This window comes from Kaistella polysaccharea (genome assembly GCF_020410745.1).
Taxonomy (GTDB): Bacteria; Bacteroidota; Bacteroidia; order Flavobacteriales; family Weeksellaceae; genus Kaistella; species Kaistella polysaccharea.
In genome coordinates this window covers 1,457,583-1,472,363 of sequence record NZ_CP084528.1, presented here as the reverse complement: position 1 = coordinate 1,472,363, position 14,781 = coordinate 1,457,583, and the positions used below count along the sequence as shown (strand labels likewise).

14 protein-coding genes are annotated in these 14,781 nt (G+C 36.1%); 9 read left to right on the top strand and 5 right to left on the bottom strand.

The genetic code is table 11. The annotated features are described in order from the left end of the window. Positions 1–43 precede the first annotated feature (43 nt). The 3 genes from aspS to LC814_RS06785 form a co-directional block, all read right to left on the bottom strand. On the bottom strand, positions 44–1,798 hold the full coding sequence (gene aspS, locus LC814_RS06795; RefSeq protein ID WP_226063196.1) for an aspartate--tRNA ligase: 1,755 nt from the start codon (positions 1,796–1,798) through the stop codon (positions 44–46). 130 nt (positions 1,799–1,928) lie between these two features. After that, positions 1,929–2,135, bottom strand: a complete 207-nt coding sequence (locus LC814_RS06790) for a helix-turn-helix domain-containing protein (protein ID WP_226063195.1) — start codon at positions 2,133–2,135, stop codon at positions 1,929–1,931. Between the two features lie 2 nt (positions 2,136–2,137). After that, entirely contained in the window at positions 2,138–2,665 is a 528-nt protein-coding gene (locus LC814_RS06785) for a DUF2975 domain-containing protein (RefSeq protein ID WP_226063194.1), read from the bottom strand. 240 nt (positions 2,666–2,905) lie between these two features. On the opposite strand from LC814_RS06785, the gene LC814_RS12535 reads away from it, so the two are divergent. Further along, positions 2,906–3,241 (top strand): 30S ribosomal protein THX, encoded by a 336-nt coding sequence (locus LC814_RS12535; protein ID WP_375373389.1) that lies wholly within the window; start codon positions 2,906–2,908, stop codon positions 3,239–3,241. Between the two features lie 31 nt (positions 3,242–3,272). Here LC814_RS12535 and LC814_RS06775 read toward each other — a convergent pair whose 3' ends face one another. Together LC814_RS06775 and LC814_RS06770 are read right to left on the bottom strand one after the other, a co-directional pair. Further along, positions 3,273–3,938: a DUF937 domain-containing protein gene (locus LC814_RS06775; RefSeq protein WP_226063193.1), complete on the bottom strand. Its 666-nt coding sequence runs from the start codon at positions 3,936–3,938 to the stop codon at positions 3,273–3,275. A gap of 83 nt (positions 3,939–4,021) precedes the next feature. Continuing rightward, on the bottom strand, positions 4,022–4,528 hold the full coding sequence (locus LC814_RS06770) for a DUF2480 family protein (protein WP_226063192.1): 507 nt from the start codon (positions 4,526–4,528) through the stop codon (positions 4,022–4,024). An 88-nt stretch (positions 4,529–4,616) separates the two neighbouring features. On the opposite strand from LC814_RS06770, the gene lpxB reads away from it, so the two are divergent. The 8 genes from lpxB to rlmD all read left to right on the top strand — a co-directional run bounded on the left by lpxB (position 4,617) and on the right by rlmD (position 14,754). Further along, a complete protein-coding gene (lpxB, locus tag LC814_RS06765) occupies positions 4,617–5,723 on the top strand; it encodes a lipid-A-disaccharide synthase (RefSeq protein ID WP_226063191.1) in 1,107 nt (368 codons plus the stop codon). 51 nt (positions 5,724–5,774) lie between these two features. Next, positions 5,775–7,574 (top strand): ComEC/Rec2 family competence protein, encoded by a 1,800-nt coding sequence (locus tag LC814_RS06760; RefSeq protein ID WP_226063190.1) that lies wholly within the window; start codon positions 5,775–5,777, stop codon positions 7,572–7,574. Positions 7,575–7,650: 76 nt separating this feature from the next. Further along, positions 7,651–8,322 carry a succinate dehydrogenase cytochrome b subunit gene (locus LC814_RS06755; protein ID WP_226063189.1) on the top strand — a complete coding sequence of 224 codons (672 nt, stop codon included), beginning with the start codon at positions 7,651–7,653 and terminating at the stop codon, positions 8,320–8,322. Positions 8,323–8,379: 57 nt separating this feature from the next. Continuing rightward, the gene (locus LC814_RS06750; RefSeq protein ID WP_226063188.1) at positions 8,380–10,392 is read left to right on the top strand and encodes a fumarate reductase/succinate dehydrogenase flavoprotein subunit; all 2,013 of its coding nucleotides are present in this window, start codon (positions 8,380–8,382) and stop codon (positions 10,390–10,392) included. 20 nt (positions 10,393–10,412) lie between these two features. Further along, complete coding sequence (locus LC814_RS06745) at positions 10,413–11,180, top strand: succinate dehydrogenase/fumarate reductase iron-sulfur subunit (protein WP_226063187.1); 768 nt, start codon at positions 10,413–10,415, stop codon at positions 11,178–11,180. A 180-nt stretch (positions 11,181–11,360) separates the two neighbouring features. Beyond that, positions 11,361–12,863 carry a TlpA family protein disulfide reductase gene (locus LC814_RS06740; RefSeq protein ID WP_226063186.1) on the top strand — a complete coding sequence of 501 codons (1,503 nt, stop codon included), beginning with the start codon at positions 11,361–11,363 and terminating at the stop codon, positions 12,861–12,863. Between the two features lie 75 nt (positions 12,864–12,938). Beyond that, positions 12,939–13,244, top strand: coding sequence for a hypothetical protein (locus LC814_RS06735; protein ID WP_226063185.1), 306 nt, complete (start codon positions 12,939–12,941; stop codon positions 13,242–13,244). Between the two features lie 100 nt (positions 13,245–13,344). Beyond that, the gene (rlmD, locus tag LC814_RS06730) at positions 13,345–14,754 is read left to right on the top strand and encodes a 23S rRNA (uracil(1939)-C(5))-methyltransferase RlmD (protein WP_226063184.1); all 1,410 of its coding nucleotides are present in this window, start codon (positions 13,345–13,347) and stop codon (positions 14,752–14,754) included. The last annotated feature ends 27 nt before the right edge of the window (positions 14,755–14,781 follow it).

The following is a 14,781-nucleotide window of genomic DNA, read 5'->3' as shown; positions in this document are numbered from 1 at the left end:
GAGGAAGCAAAACTTCCTCTTTTATTATTTATTGTAATTCAAACTAATCTTTCAGTTCAACTTTCAAAGCCAACTCAGTCAACTGCTCATCAGCAATCGGACTTGGCGCATCGATCATCACGTCTCTTCCGGAATTATTTTTCGGGAAAGCGATATAATCTCTGATCACTTCATTACCATCTAAAATAGCAACCAAACGGTCAAATCCTAGTGCTAACCCAGCGTGTGGCGGTGCTCCATATTGGAACGCATTCATCAAGAATCCGAATTGTGCTTCTGCATCTTCTTTCGTGAATCCTAATAAATTGAACATTTTAGCCTGTAAATCTTTATCGAAAATTCTGACCGAACCACCACCGATTTCGTTTCCGTTAAGAATCAAATCATAAGCATTTGCTCTGGCTTTTCCTGGATCGGTTTCTAATAAATGAACGTCTTCGGGTTTTGGTGAAGTGAACGGATGGTGCATCGCATGATAACGGTTTGTTTCTTCATCCCATTCTAACAATGGGAAATCGATGACCCAAAGTGGTGCGAATTCTTTCGGATTTCTTAATCCTAATCTGTTCCCCAGTTCCATTCTTAAAGCGGAAAGTTGGGTTCTCACTTTATTTTCATTTCCGGACATTAGGAAAATTAAATCTCCTGCTTTTGATCCGAATTTTTCTGTAATTTTCTTTAAATCTTCTTCGTTGTAAAATTTATTTACGGAAGAAGTAACGGTTCCGTCATTTTGAAATTTGATCCAAATCATTCCATTTGCGCCAATTTGTGGACGTTTTACCCAATCGATTAATTCGTCGATTTGTTTTCTGGTATATTCTGCACAACCTTCAACATTGATTCCAACCACCAGTTCTGAATCGTCGAATATTTTGAAATCTTTTCCTTTGACTAATTCGTTTACTTCCACGAATTCCATCCCGAATCTAATGTCGGGTTTATCGTTTCCATATTTTTTCATCGCATCTGCGAAAGTCATCCTTGGAAATTTACCGAATTCTTTTCCAGCGATATCTTTCAATAAAGTCGCAGTCATTCCTTCGAAGATTTCCAAAACATCTTCCTGTTCTACAAATGCCATTTCACAATCGATCTGTGTAAATTCAGGTTGACGGTCGGCTCTTAAATCTTCGTCACGAAAACACTTTACAATCTGAAAATAACGATCCATTCCACCAATCATTAATAATTGTTTGAACGTTTGTGGTGATTGTGGCAACGCATAAAACTGTCCAGGATTCATACGGCTTGGAACTACGAAATCTCTAGCCCCTTCCGGAGTTGATTTAATAAGAACCGGAGTCTCTACTTCGATGAAATTCTGATCAGATAAATAGTTGCGGACTTTCTGCGCCATTTTGTGCCGGAAAATCAATTTGTCTTTAACCGGATTACGTCGGATATCTAAATATCTGTATTTCATTCTCAGTTCTTCACCGCCATCAGTTTGATCTTCGATGGTGAATGGTGGAACTTCTGATGCATTTAAAATCGTTAATTTTTCAACCAAAATTTCAATTTCTCCCGTTGGTATTTTAGGATTCTTGCTGACTCTTTCAATAACTTTTCCTTCAATCTGAATCACGAATTCTCGACCGAGTTTGTTTGCGTTTTCTAACAATTCTGCGGAAGAACGGTCTGCATCAAATACCAACTGCGTAATTCCGTAACGGTCGCGTAAATCGATCCACATCATAAAACCTTTGTCGCGAATGGTTTGAACCCAACCTGAAAGGGTTACGTTTTGATCAAGATTCTTAAGTGAAAGTTCCCCGTTATTGTGTGTTCTGAACATAAATTGATGTTTTGAAATATGAAATTTTTCCGTTTGCAAATGTATGATTTTAAGACTAAAGTTAGGATAAGGCTTCACCAACTTTGTATAGAAAATAGTGATATCGTTGCTTTTTAAACTAGAGCTATTGTTAGTCTGGTCGATATTCAAGCAAATCTCCTGGTTGACAATCGAGGACTTTGCAAATTGCTTCTAATGTTGAGATCTTCAATGCCTTTGCTTTTCCAGTTTTTAAAACGGAAAAATTCGCCTGTGTAATACCAATTTTTTCCGCGAGCTCTTGGCTCTGCATTTTGCGCTTCGCCAGCATAACATCTATATTGAAAATAATTGCCATAATTAGATGGTTAATTCGTTTTCCGATTGTAGGTAAAGTCCTTTCTGGTAGAGCAAACTTACAATATATACAGTTGCCGCCAACCACAGAAAACTGCTTTCACCCATTTGTGTAGAAAGTAAAAGATCACTGCTGACTGAGGTTTCTATATATAGCTTCAATAAAATACTTATTAGTCCTATAAAAAATGCGAGAATAGAAATTCGTTTAAGTAGCCAGCTTTGATCGTTGTCAAACGGATTTTTTAAATTAATTTTATTTAAAAGTGTAAGTGCGGAAAGAAATAAAATAATCTCTAAAGTGGTAATTACAATCGCAGATATCATCAAGATATTAAAAGCAAATTTGTCTTTTTCCCAAATATTTGTAAAATCAATACCATTATAGTACTTCATTATTGAGCCCGTCCAATTAAAGTGGTGGGACAGAAAAACCCAAATATTAAAGAAAGAGGTAACTACTAATCCAAAAACGGAAAGGTTTAAAAATGCTTTTAGGGTAAAAGAAACAATTTGTGGGAATAATTTCATTATTTTAATTTTTATACTGTAAACATATAAAAATATATCGTAATACGATAATAAAATAGTCAAAATATTTTTTTAGTAATTTCCTCATAAATATTTGGCTTAGATTGTAAAAACTTGAAATATAATATTTGATTGTATTAACCAAGAATTTTCACTTTTAAACTTTATGAATAATTAAGAAGTGTTTGCGGAAATATTTTCTAACTTTGTTAGAATCAAGATCAAAAAAATTATTTAATTATGGGAAAAGGCGATAAAAAATCGAAAAAAGGAAAAATTATAGCGGGAAGCTACGGTAAAAAAAGACCGAGAAAAGCGAGCTCTGTAAATCATATCCCTGTAAAAGTTTTGGATGAGGACGACAAAAAAGCTTCTAAAGAAAAAGTACGGAAAGAAGTAGGATATCCTACTGAAAAGTCTGAAAATGCAGAAGTGGAAAAAAAACCTAAAGCGACACCAAAACCTAAGGCTGAGAAAAAAGAAGATGCGGTAGAAACCAAACCTAAAGCTGAAAAGACAGCCGACAAAGAGGAAGCAAAACCAAAAGAAACTAAAGCTAAAAAAACCGAAGAATAATCTTCGGTTTTTTTATTATATAGTGCGTGGATTATCGCCCGCCACCTAAAATACTTCCTAAAAGTCCTCCAAGGCCGCCTTGCTGTTGGTTTTGCTGACCACCGCCCCCTAGTACGCTTCCTAAAATGTCGTTTAATGGATTTCCGGAAGATTGAGATGAATCTCCACCAAGAACGCTGCCTAAAATATCATTTAAAGGATTAGATGGTTCTGCTTGTGCCTGGTTTTGAGCGCCACCCAAAATTCCACCCAACAAATCTCCCAAACCACCGCCAGAAGTAACTCCGTTCGATTGTTTTTGTTTGCCGATATAACCCATAATAATCGGTGCTAGCATGGCCAAAATAGGTCCGATTTTATCCATCGAAATTCCTGTATTTTGAGATAGCTGATTTTCTACAGTAGATTTTTGTCCACCAAAAACATGATCTAAAATAGAGTTGCCTTCTTGTTGTCGGGCAACCGCCTGTGATGGATCGTTTAAGATGCTTCCGTCGTGATCTTTATCCAGTGCATTGTTCAAAGATTCTGCCTCCTGATCACTTTCCTGAGATTTTTTTCTCAAATAAGAAATAACCAAAGGCGCTGAAACTGCCAATAAAGCAATGACCTGATTTTTGCTGATTCCAAATTTGTTTTCTGCTTCTGCCGCAACTTGATTTCCGGCGCTGCCTGTAATAAGATCAATTAAGCTCATAATATTTTATTTTAATGTGTTAAAATTTCGAGAAACAAGTTAGCAAATTATAGTCCAATTTTATTGAGGTAGACAATTTACATCTAGTTTTTAAAGATCGGAACATTGGAGCAAGCTTCACCAAACATCAAAGATTTTACGACGGGTTTCAACTGTTCTACCAATTCGATATAAGCGTTTTCCGGAATTCGCTCGTCGCTGCAACCTTTTACCAAAACTCTTTTCCCGTACAAGTCTGTAAAATCGTAGGTTTGAATGGCATTGTGCATTAATAATACTTCTAAATCCTCCCGATTACCGAACACAATTTTTTTTGAGGATTCTGTTAATTTTGCGGTAAGCAGAAAATAGGCCCATAAAGGAACGATCGCTTCTGCTGAATTATAAATATATAGGTAAGCAGATGAATATTGCTCCGTATCGATGGCATTTATTTTCTCCCGAAAGTCTTTTTCTTTTAAAATCATTCCTTCGAAAAGAAAATCTTTTAAATCAATACCAATTCTTTTGCCCTGCGGAACCAGTTTTGAAAGATCAAAATTGACCAACCCACTTTCAGCAATTTTATTTTTTATTTCTAAATCAGACATTTTTTTATCTTTGAACAAATTTAGGCATTTTATTATTTCTTTCAGCAGAAAAGCCCTTATCACGAATTTATAAAACCCAGTTTTAATTTTGAAATATTACATTATTGCAGGCGAAGCCTCTGGAGATCTACATGCATCTAACTTGATGAAATCGCTCTTGAAAAAAGATCCTGCAGCAGAATTCCGGTTTTGGGGCGGCGATCTCATGTCTGATGTTTCTGGAATTGTCCCGGTAAAACATTACAAGGATTTAGCCTTTATGGGTTTTCTGGAAGTTGCTAAGAATTTGGGAACCATTCTGAAAAACATTAAATTCTGTAAAGAAGACCTTCAAAAATACAATCCTGATGTTTTAATTGTGGTCGATTATCCAGGATTTAATTTAAGAATTGCCGAATTCGCTAAAGGTTTAGGACTTCGAGTGGTGTATTATATTTCGCCCCAACTTTGGGCGTGGAAAGAAGGTCGCGTTGAAAAAATTCGAAAGTTTGTTGATGAAATACTCGTCATACTTCCTTTTGAAAAAGATTTTTACAAAAAACATAACGTAGATGCGCATTTCGTCGGACATCCGCTCCTAGATGCTATTTCAGATTTACCCCAAATTAATATCGAAAAATTTAAAGCAGATCATCATCTAAACGAGAAAGAAATCATCGCTCTTTTACCGGGTTCACGGGAACAGGAAGTTACCAAAATGCTGGATTTAATGCTTTCAGTTCGTTCTCATTTCAAAGAATATCAGTTTGTAATTGCGGGAGCACCAAGTTTACCAAGATCATTTTATCAAAAATACGTCGACAAAAATGTTCATTTTGTTTCTAATAAAACGTATGATTTACTGAGAAGTTCAAAAGCAGCCCTGGTGGCTTCTGGAACTGCGACATTAGAAACTGCATTGCTCAGCATTCCGGAAGTGGTTTGCTACAGAAGCAGCACCATTTCTTACGAGATTGGAAAACGGGTAGTGAAAAATATCAAATATATTTCCCTTGTTAATTTAATTATGGATGAGGAAATTGTTACTGAACTGATTCAAAGTGAGTTGAACACGAAGAATTTAGTGAAAGAATTGAGCGCAATCTTAGAAGGCGAACGACGAGATGAAATGTTGAAAAATTTTACAAAACTTCAAGAAAAATTAGGAGGAAAAGGTGCCAGTGACCACGCGGCCGAGGTTATTGTAAATGGGTGATTTAACGGTAATTATATCATGAAATATTGATATTTTTACTGAAAAAAGAAGTTGGATAAAGAACCTCTACTTATTCTCTGTCTCCTCTTTATTCTTGGAATTGTATTGCAGGATTATCTGTCTTTTGGGCAGCCTACAATTGTACTCTTATTAATTTTAAGCGTTGTAACCCTCTTTATTTTCTTTGTTAAAAGTTTTCTTACTTTTAAGATCCGACCGGTAATTCTCGCATTTCTATTTATCTGCTTTGGAATTTTCATTCATTATTTACATTCTACAAAACCTGAATTTCCTACTTTTAATGGGAAAGAAACGGTCATTTTCAAGTTGCGCAAAAAGCTCAACAGCAATGAAAAAAACCGCCGCTATGAAATTATAGGTTGGAAAGATAATCAGCAATTCCAGAGTGTTCTTTCTATTCCGAAAAGTGAAACAGCGCTGAATTTTGCAAATTATTACAAAGCAGAAATATATATCAATCCCCTAGAAAAACCGTACAGCGATTTTCAGTTTGATTATTCGAAATACTTAGCACGGAAAGGGATTTACTTTCAAAGTTATCTTCCCGGTTCATTACGCTCCGAATTGCGTAAAGATCTTTCTACAGGTGAAAAAATTCGTCAGAAACGTCTTGAAATTTTAGATAAAATAGACCAAGCTGATTTGGAAAAGCGAACGCGTGAATTTGCGAAAGGAATTATTTTAGCGGATCGCACAGAAATGGATCGGGCAATGGTTCGAGATTTCAGAAATTCGGGAACGATGCATTTATTGGCGATCTCCGGAACGCACATGGCGATCATTTTTGGTTTTATTTTATTGATGCTGAGGTTTTTGATTCCATCAAAATATAGGAAAATTAAGATTGTTACAGCTCTGGTTTTAATCTGGTCATTTGCTCTTTTTATCGGTTATGGTAATTCGGTCGTAAGAAGCTGTGTAATGATCACCTGTTATTATGTTTTTATTTTGCTCCAGCGGAAAACCGATTTATTGCATTCGATGTCGCTTGCTGCGTTTATCATTCTTTTTACAGACTCTAACCAGGTTTTTGATGTGGGATTTCAGCTGAGTTTTATCGCTGTTTTTGGGATTTTTTGGTTTAATCAGCCTTTACTAAAACGTCTTCCTCGACCTAAAAATAAGTTTCAAAATTTAATGATCAATATAATAAGCATCAGTTTATCAGCACAACTTGCCACCATGCCTTTGGTAATTTTTTATTTCCATCAGTATTCAAGTCTCTCTATTCTGGCCAATCTGGTCATTATACCTTTTGCTGAAATCATCATCGTTTTTTCCTTATTAATGGTTATTCTTATATCTTTTTCCATCGATCTACATTGGGTAAATGTTTTATTTGATGGATTGATATCTTACACTCTAAAAGCGGTTCATCTTTTTGGCGATCTTGACTTTGCTTTAAATAAAATGATTCCCATGACTTTACTTGAAGTTTTTCTGCTGCTCATCATTCTATTTTTATTAAGATTTATAATTAGAAATTTTAATATCAAAAATACGAGTCGGCTTGCCTTCTTTATTCTCCTATTTATTTCCCTGAGATTTCTCCTCAACTACAAAGCAACTAATCTAAATGAAGTTTTGGAGCACCAGTTTTTCAAAAAGAAAATTGTATCAGTGAAAAAAGGCGATCATGTTATTTTTTACATGAACCAAAATGTGGATCAGGAGAAAGTAGAACAATATATCATCGAACCTTATCTTACTTCGCGCCGCACAAAATCATTTCAGGTAAAAATAGGCGATGGAAATATCTCAGAATTAAAACCTAAATTAGAAGAATATAAGATCACTAGTAATCTCTTATTTAGAAAGGTTACAAACTAAAATATTCTGACATTTCTCACGTGGAATTCCCTCTGCAATTTTCTAACTTTGTAAGAATTCAAATTTAAACATTATTATGGCAGGATTAACAACTTCTACTATTGGTAGAAAATACGCAATGGCATTGTCTGCAATGTTTTTGCTCATTTTCCTAATTATGCACCTTTCGGTAAATTTACTCTCACTTGGTGGCGAAAATGGTCCCTTCAACGCAGCATCTCACTTTATGGGTTATAACCCTCTCATTCAATTTGTAATGCAACCTATTTTGGTAATAGGAGTTATTTTCCATTTTGTAATGGGTTTTGTTCTTGAAATTAAAAATAACAATGCGAGACCTATAAAGTACGGCATGAATAACCGGTCTGCAAACAGTACTTGGATGTCTCGAAACATGATTATTTCAGGAGCTGTTATTTTGGCTTTCCTGGGATTGCACATGTATGATTTCTGGTTGCACGAAATGACTTATAAATATGTTCCGGGTGATGGTGACGCTACCAATATCACTAGATTTTATGGTGAATTGCACAGTAAATTCGCTGAGCTTTGGCGGGTGATCATCTATGTAGTTTCTTTTGTTTTATTAGGTTTACACTTGGCTCACGGTTTCCAGTCGTCTTTTCAGTCGGTAGGAGCAAGACACCCAAAATATACTCCTGTTATTAAAGCAATTGGTACTTGGTATTCAATCCTTATTCCTGCAGGTTTTATCCTTGTAGCGGTGTTTCATTACGTAACTCAATAAATTTTAAATTTTACATCAGTATTAAAATTTAAAATCTAAAATTTAAAATTTCTAAAAATGAGCAAATTAGATTCAAAAATTCCGGCTGGTCCGTTAGCGGACAAATGGAAAAATCATAAAGATCATATGAACTTGGTTTCGCCGAATAACCGTGATAAAATTGATATCATTGTTGTAGGAACAGGTTTAGCTGGTGGTTCTGCCGCTGCAACATTAGCAGAGCAGGGATATAATGTAAAAGCATTTTGTTATCAGGATTCACCAAGAAGAGCGCACTCTATTGCCGCTCAAGGTGGTATTAATGCTGCTAAAAATTATCAAGGTGATGGTGACTCGGTTTATAGATTATTTTACGATACCATTAAAGGTGGAGATTATCGGTCTAGAGAAGCAAACGTTTACAGACTTGCCGAAGTTTCTTCCTCGATTATCGATCAGTGTGTTGCGCAAGGTGTTCCTTTCGGACGCGAATATGGTGGTCAGTTAGACAACCGTTCTTTCGGTGGTGTTCAGGTTAAAAGAACATTTTATGCAAAAGGGCAAACAGGACAACAATTATTATTAGGAGCTTATTCTGCTATGAGCCGTCAAATCGGTAAAGGAAGAATTAAAATGTATAACCGCCACGAAATGTTGGAGTTGGTTATTGTTGATGGTAAAGCCCGTGGAATCATCGCCAGAAATTTAGTAACCGGTGAAATTGAAAAACATTCCGCACACGCAGTTGTAATCGCTTCTGGTGGTTACGGAAACGTATATTTTCTTTCTACAAATGCAATGGGATCTAATGTTTCCGCTGCCTGGAAAATTCATAAGAAAGGGGCTTATTTTGCAAACCCTTGTTTTGTACAAATTCACCCGACCTGTATTCCTGTACATGGAACAGCACAGTCTAAACTGACTTTAATGTCGGAATCATTAAGAAACTCCGGACGTATCTGGGTTCCTAAAAACATTGAAGATGCAGTAGCAATAAGAGAAGGAAAACTTAAAGCTGAAAATATTCCTGCAGAAAATCGGGATTATTATTTAGAAAGAAGATATCCAGCTTTTGGAAACTTAGTACCAAGAGATGTTGCTTCCCGCGCCGCGAAAGAAAGATGTGACGCAGGTTACGGAATTGAAAACAATGAGACGCATGAAGGTGTTTATCTTGATTTCTCTACGGAAATCCTAAAAAAAGGAAATGAAGCAGCGATTGAGAAAAATATTCATAATCCAACGCCACAACAAATCTATGATCTAGGAAAAGCTTGGATTGAAGAGAAATATGGTAACCTTTTCGTGATGTACGAAAAAATTACTGCAGACAATCCTTACGTAACGCCGATGAAGATTTATCCAGCAGTTCACTATACCATGGGTGGAGTTTGGGTTGATTACAACTTGCAGTCTACAATTCCTGGGTGTTTTGTAATTGGAGAAGCAAACTTTTCTGATCACGGTGCTAACAGACTAGGAGCCTCTGCATTAATGCAAGGTTTGGCCGACGGTTATTTCGTTTTGCCTTACACGATTGCAGATTATTTAGCTGCCGATATCAGAACAGGAGCAATACCAACAGACACGCCAGAATTTACAACCGCAGAAAAAGAAATTCAGGATAAAGTAAATTTCTTTATCAATAATAAGGGAAATCACAGTGTTGATTATTTCCACAAGAAATTAGGCCACATCATGTGGAATAAAGTCGGAATGGGAAGAACACCAGAAGGTTTGAAAGAAGCGATTCGCGAAATTGAAGAAGTACGACGTGATTTCTGGGCAGATGTAAAAGTTCCCGGAGATGCGAACGGAATGAATATGGAACTTGAAAAAGCTTTCCGTGTTGCAGATTTCTTGGAATTGGGTCAACTGATGGCAATGGATGCGCTGGAAAGAGAAGAATCATGTGGTGGGCATTTCCGTTGGGATCATGCAACACCAGAAGGAGAAGCTGAGAGAGATGATGAGCACTTCAAATATGTGGCTGCCTGGGAATATCAGGGCGATAATATAAATCAGGAAGTAGTACATAAGGAGGATCTGATTTATGAAAACATCGAAGTCAAAACAAGAAGTTATAAATAATCTCCAAAAAATAGTATAAAATGAGTACAAAAAAAGGATTAAACCTGACTCTAAAAATTTGGAGACAGAAAAATAATAAATCAAAAGGACAGTTTGAGACTTACAAAATCTCCGACGTTTCTACGGATTCATCTTTCCTGGAAATGTTGGATATGCTCAACGAGAACCTTATCAACGAAGGTCAGGAGCCTATTGCTTTTGATCACGATTGCCGGGAAGGTATTTGTGGAATGTGTTCGTTGTACATCAACGGCCGCCCGCACGGACCAGATACTGGAATTACGACTTGCCAGTTGCACATGAGAATGTTCCAAGACGGTGAAACCATTCATATTGAACCTTGGAGAAGTGCTGCTTTTCCAATTATCAAGGATTTGGTAACCGACAGAAGTTCTTTCGATAGAGTAATGGCAGCCGGTGGTTTTATTTCCGTAAATACTTCCGGAAATACATTAGATGCCAACGCAATTCTTGTCCCGAAAGAGGATGCAGATAACGCAATGGATGCTGCGGCTTGTATCGGATGTGGCGCCTGCGTTGCAACTTGTAAAAACGGTTCAGCGATGTTGTTCGTTGGCGCGAAAGTAACGCAATTGGCATTATTGCCACAAGGTAGAATAGAAGCTGAAAGAAGAGTTTTGAATATGGTGAAAGCTATGGATGAAGAAGGTTTCGGTAACTGTTCAAATACAGGTGCTTGTGAAGTAGAATGTCCGAAAGGAATTACACTTTCAGTGATCGCAAAAATGAACAGAGAGTATATGGCTGCTGCTATTGATAAAGGGTAAAACTTTACAAATGATCATTAAAGCTGTTTTCTTTCCGGAAAGCAGCTTTTTCTTTGTTAAACTTTCACAAATCTTATTTTAATATTTTCTATAACACAGCGAATACCTTACTTTTGCCCAAAGTTAAAAGCGCAGTCGCTCGAAATTTCTTTAAAACTATAAAAGTAAAATAATTAAAAAATGAATAAGTTTTTTTTAATGCTCTTAATCGCCTTTGTGGCAATGTCCTGTTCTAAAAAAGTAGAAGTTACAGGTAATTTTGCTGGCGGCTCTCCTTTAGAACGAATAGAATTTATCGAAGCCTCAGGCGTAGCAACACTTCCGCTTGTGAATATGGGCGTAGATGCAAAAGGCAATTTCTCTGGCAATTTTGAAGCGCCAAAAGATGGAATGTATATTATGACTTATGCTGGCAAGCAAGCAATGATTTATCTGAAAGGAGGCCAGAAAGTTAATATTTCTGGAAAAGCAGAATCTTTTCCCGCACAGTTTACCGTAACTGGTGACGCAAAAAACAACAACGAATTTTTAAAAGAAGTTCAAAAACTGATTGAAAGTTATGCTTCGAAAATTAACGTGGGTGAACTCGTATCGAAAGAAGAACCCGCTTTCTTGAAAGAGATTGAAAAAATAAGTACCGATTTAGAGAAAAATATCGAAACTGCTGCCAAAACTACTTCGCCGGATAGTGAAGTCGTACAGTGGAAAAAAGATGAATTAAATGCCAGTATTTTGGGTTTAATGAACCAATATGAGATGAATCGTCCGCAAGTAAGTCAGAATCCAAACTTTAAAGTTTCTAAAAACTTTACGGATATGGAAGCGAAACTGAAAAAAGATGAAGACCGTTTATTAAAAAATCAACCTATTTACCGCAATTATTTATTAGGCAAATTAAGTAAAGACTTTCAAGCCTTTGCTGCAGCCAATAACAAAACGGGTAATGAAACTTCTTCTGTATTGTTCTCTCGATTTCTAGATACTAAAAAAGACATGTCTGCATTGGCGAAAGATTATCTTTTGGCTTTTGTAATGTCAAACAGCGATATAAATCCACAAACAAGCGATGCTGATGCAGCAAAAATCAGTAAAATTATCGACGAAAAAATTAGCGATAAAGATATTAAAGCAGATTTAAAGAGAATTCAATACGTAATCTCAGGACCGAAAATCGGTGAAGTTGCACCCACGTCAAAATTAATAAAAGCTGATGGCAGTGACTTCAAACTTTCTGCAGCACAGGCATCTTTGGTAATGTTCTACGCTTCGTGGAATCCATATATCGCGGAAGCGAATATTCCAGTTTTGAAAGAAGTGGTAAATTTTTATAAATCAAAAATGGATTTTGTATTCGTAAACCTTGATGATACTAAAGATCAGTTCATCAAAACAAGCAATGCACTTTTAAAAGATATTCCGGGAACTAATGTTTATGGTGAAAATGGCATGAATTCTCAAATTGCTAAAGATTTAGGAATTTACGGCTTTAAATTACCTTCGTTTATTGTGATTGACAAAGATGGAAAAGTAGCAAGTAAATTCTCCTACAACTTGGGCGATCCAGAACTCATCAACGTTCTTGATAAAATGACAGGTTTGAAAGCGCCAACAGCAGCGCCAGAAGCCACGTTACAAAATGATTTGCTTGCGCCTCCAATGCAAGAAGCTCCAGCCACAAAATAATAAATTCAATTTATACAGTAAATCCTGTCCGAGTTATTGGGCAGGATTTTTTATATTTAAAGAAACTTTTTATACATGAAAACAGATCTATTGCTTCCGGAGAACATGCTCTATTCCATCATATTATTCGGACTGATCTTCGTTTCATTTCCGCTGGTATTTGATTTATCACAAATCGGAATTTCGTCTGACATGGAGATCGTTTTTATTTCTTTAGGATTGTTTGCAAATTTTATAGCGTCTGTTTTGCTCATCATCGATGTATTTAAAAACAATCTTTCTTTAAAATATTTCTGGACGCTTTCATTTCTTTTTTTAGGCGGCATTGCAGGATTTGTCTATATTCGAAATCGGGAATATTATTTATCCAATCGCAAGTAACTCAGAATAATAAACTTTAAATAAATTTCGAAATTCAGAGCGGGCAATTACCTGCTTTTTTTTATTTTAAAACCTTACTTTTGCCACCAGATTAATTTCAATGAGAAAGAAGAATAAAAATATTGTTTTAGAAAATATAAAGTTGGTTTCCGCGGGCTCAAAGGGCGTCGCAGTCGGAAAAACTCCAGAAGGGAAAACTGTTTTGGTTTCTGGCGCAGTTCCGGGCGATGTTGTAAATGCGCGTGTAAAAAAATCTAAATCGAATTACTACGAAGCCGAAATGATCGAGATTATAGAAAAATCTCCTTTTCGTGTAGAGCCAAGATGTATTCACTTTGGAGTTTGTGGTGGATGTAAATGGCAGAATCTTTCCTATGAAAAACAGCTCGAATTTAAACAAGACGAAGTTTACAATCATATTAAAAGAATTGCGGGAATTGAAGATTTCGAAACTTTACCAATTCTGGGCAGTGAAGAACAATATTTCTACCGAAATAAAATGGAATTTTCTTTTTCAAATGCACGCTGGTTAACGCAATACGAAATCAGTTCCGAAGAAAATTATGGCAATAGAGATGCTTTAGGTTTTCATATTCCCGGAATGTGGAGCAAAATCTTAGATTTGAAAGAATGTTTCCTTCAGGAAGATCCTTCAAATGCGATGCGTTTAGCCATTAGAAATTATGCTGAAGAAAATGGACTGGAGTTTTTCGATGTTCGAAATCAGGCGGGTTTTTTAAGAACCGTCATGTTCCGTCAGAATTCAAAAGGAGAATGGATGGTTTTGTTCCAGTTATTCCGCAAGGATAAAGCAAGCAGAGAAAAATTATTTGATTTTTTACTGGCAAAATTTCCGGAAATTAAAACGTTGCTTTTCGCGGTAAATTCAAAACAAAATGATTCATTATACGATCAAGATGTTGAAACCTATTTTGGCGAGGGCTTTTTAATGGAAGAAATGGAAGGTTTGAAATTTAAAATTGGACCGAAATCTTTCTTCCAGACGAATTATAAGCAAGCCTTAAATTTATATGCAAAAACTTTAGAATTTGCCGATTTAAAAGGTGATGAGGTCGTTTACGATTTATATACAGGAACTGGCACGATCGCTCAATATGTCGCGCGAAAAGCAAAACACGTCATCGGAATCGAATCGGTTCAGGAATCCATTAATGCTGCTAAAGAACATGCAGAATTAAATGGTTTAGATAACTGTACGTTCTACTGTGGCGACATGAAGGAAATCTTTAATGATGAATTTATCGCTCAACACCCCAAAGCTGATGTTTTAATTACCGATCCACCACGAGATGGAATGCACCAAAAAGTAGTCGAACAAATTTTAAAATTGGCGCCGCAAAAAATCGTGTACGTTAGTTGTAACTCTGCGACACAGGCCAGAGATTTAGCACTGATGAAAGATCATTATAAATTAGTGAAAATTTTACCGGTAGATATGTTCCCACAAACCCATCATGTTGAAAACATAGCCCTTCTATATCGAATATAAACACTATTTTTATTTTTTTTTAAAATA

What these genes read in the sequence shown, in the direction of transcription:
- LC814_RS06755 (WP_226063189.1), top strand. Translation starts at nt 7,651, where the DNA reads ATGGCAGGATTAACAACTTCTACTATTGGTAGAAAATACGCAATGGCA.
- LC814_RS06750 (WP_226063188.1), top strand. Translation starts at nt 8,380, where the DNA reads ATGAGCAAATTAGATTCAAAAATTCCGGCTGGTCCGTTAGCGGACAAA.
- LC814_RS12535 (WP_375373389.1), top strand. Translation starts at nt 2,906, where the DNA reads ATGGGAAAAGGCGATAAAAAATCGAAAAAAGGAAAAATTATAGCGGGA.
- aspS (WP_226063196.1), bottom strand. Translation starts at nt 1,798, where the DNA reads ATGTTCAGAACACACAATAACGGGGAACTTTCACTTAAGAATCTTGAT.
- LC814_RS06790 (WP_226063195.1), bottom strand. Translation starts at nt 2,135, where the DNA reads ATGGCAATTATTTTCAATATAGATGTTATGCTGGCGAAGCGCAAAATG.
- LC814_RS06740 (WP_226063186.1), top strand. Translation starts at nt 11,361, where the DNA reads ATGAATAAGTTTTTTTTAATGCTCTTAATCGCCTTTGTGGCAATGTCC.
- LC814_RS06770 (WP_226063192.1), bottom strand. Translation starts at nt 4,528, where the DNA reads ATGTCTGATTTAGAAATAAAAAATAAAATTGCTGAAAGTGGGTTGGTC.
- LC814_RS06745 (WP_226063187.1), top strand. Translation starts at nt 10,413, where the DNA reads ATGAGTACAAAAAAAGGATTAAACCTGACTCTAAAAATTTGGAGACAG.
- LC814_RS06785 (WP_226063194.1), bottom strand. Translation starts at nt 2,665, where the DNA reads ATGAAATTATTCCCACAAATTGTTTCTTTTACCCTAAAAGCATTTTTA.
- LC814_RS06735 (WP_226063185.1), top strand. Translation starts at nt 12,939, where the DNA reads ATGAAAACAGATCTATTGCTTCCGGAGAACATGCTCTATTCCATCATA.
- rlmD (WP_226063184.1), top strand. Translation starts at nt 13,345, where the DNA reads ATGAGAAAGAAGAATAAAAATATTGTTTTAGAAAATATAAAGTTGGTT.
- LC814_RS06775 (WP_226063193.1), bottom strand. Translation starts at nt 3,938, where the DNA reads ATGAGCTTAATTGATCTTATTACAGGCAGCGCCGGAAATCAAGTTGCG.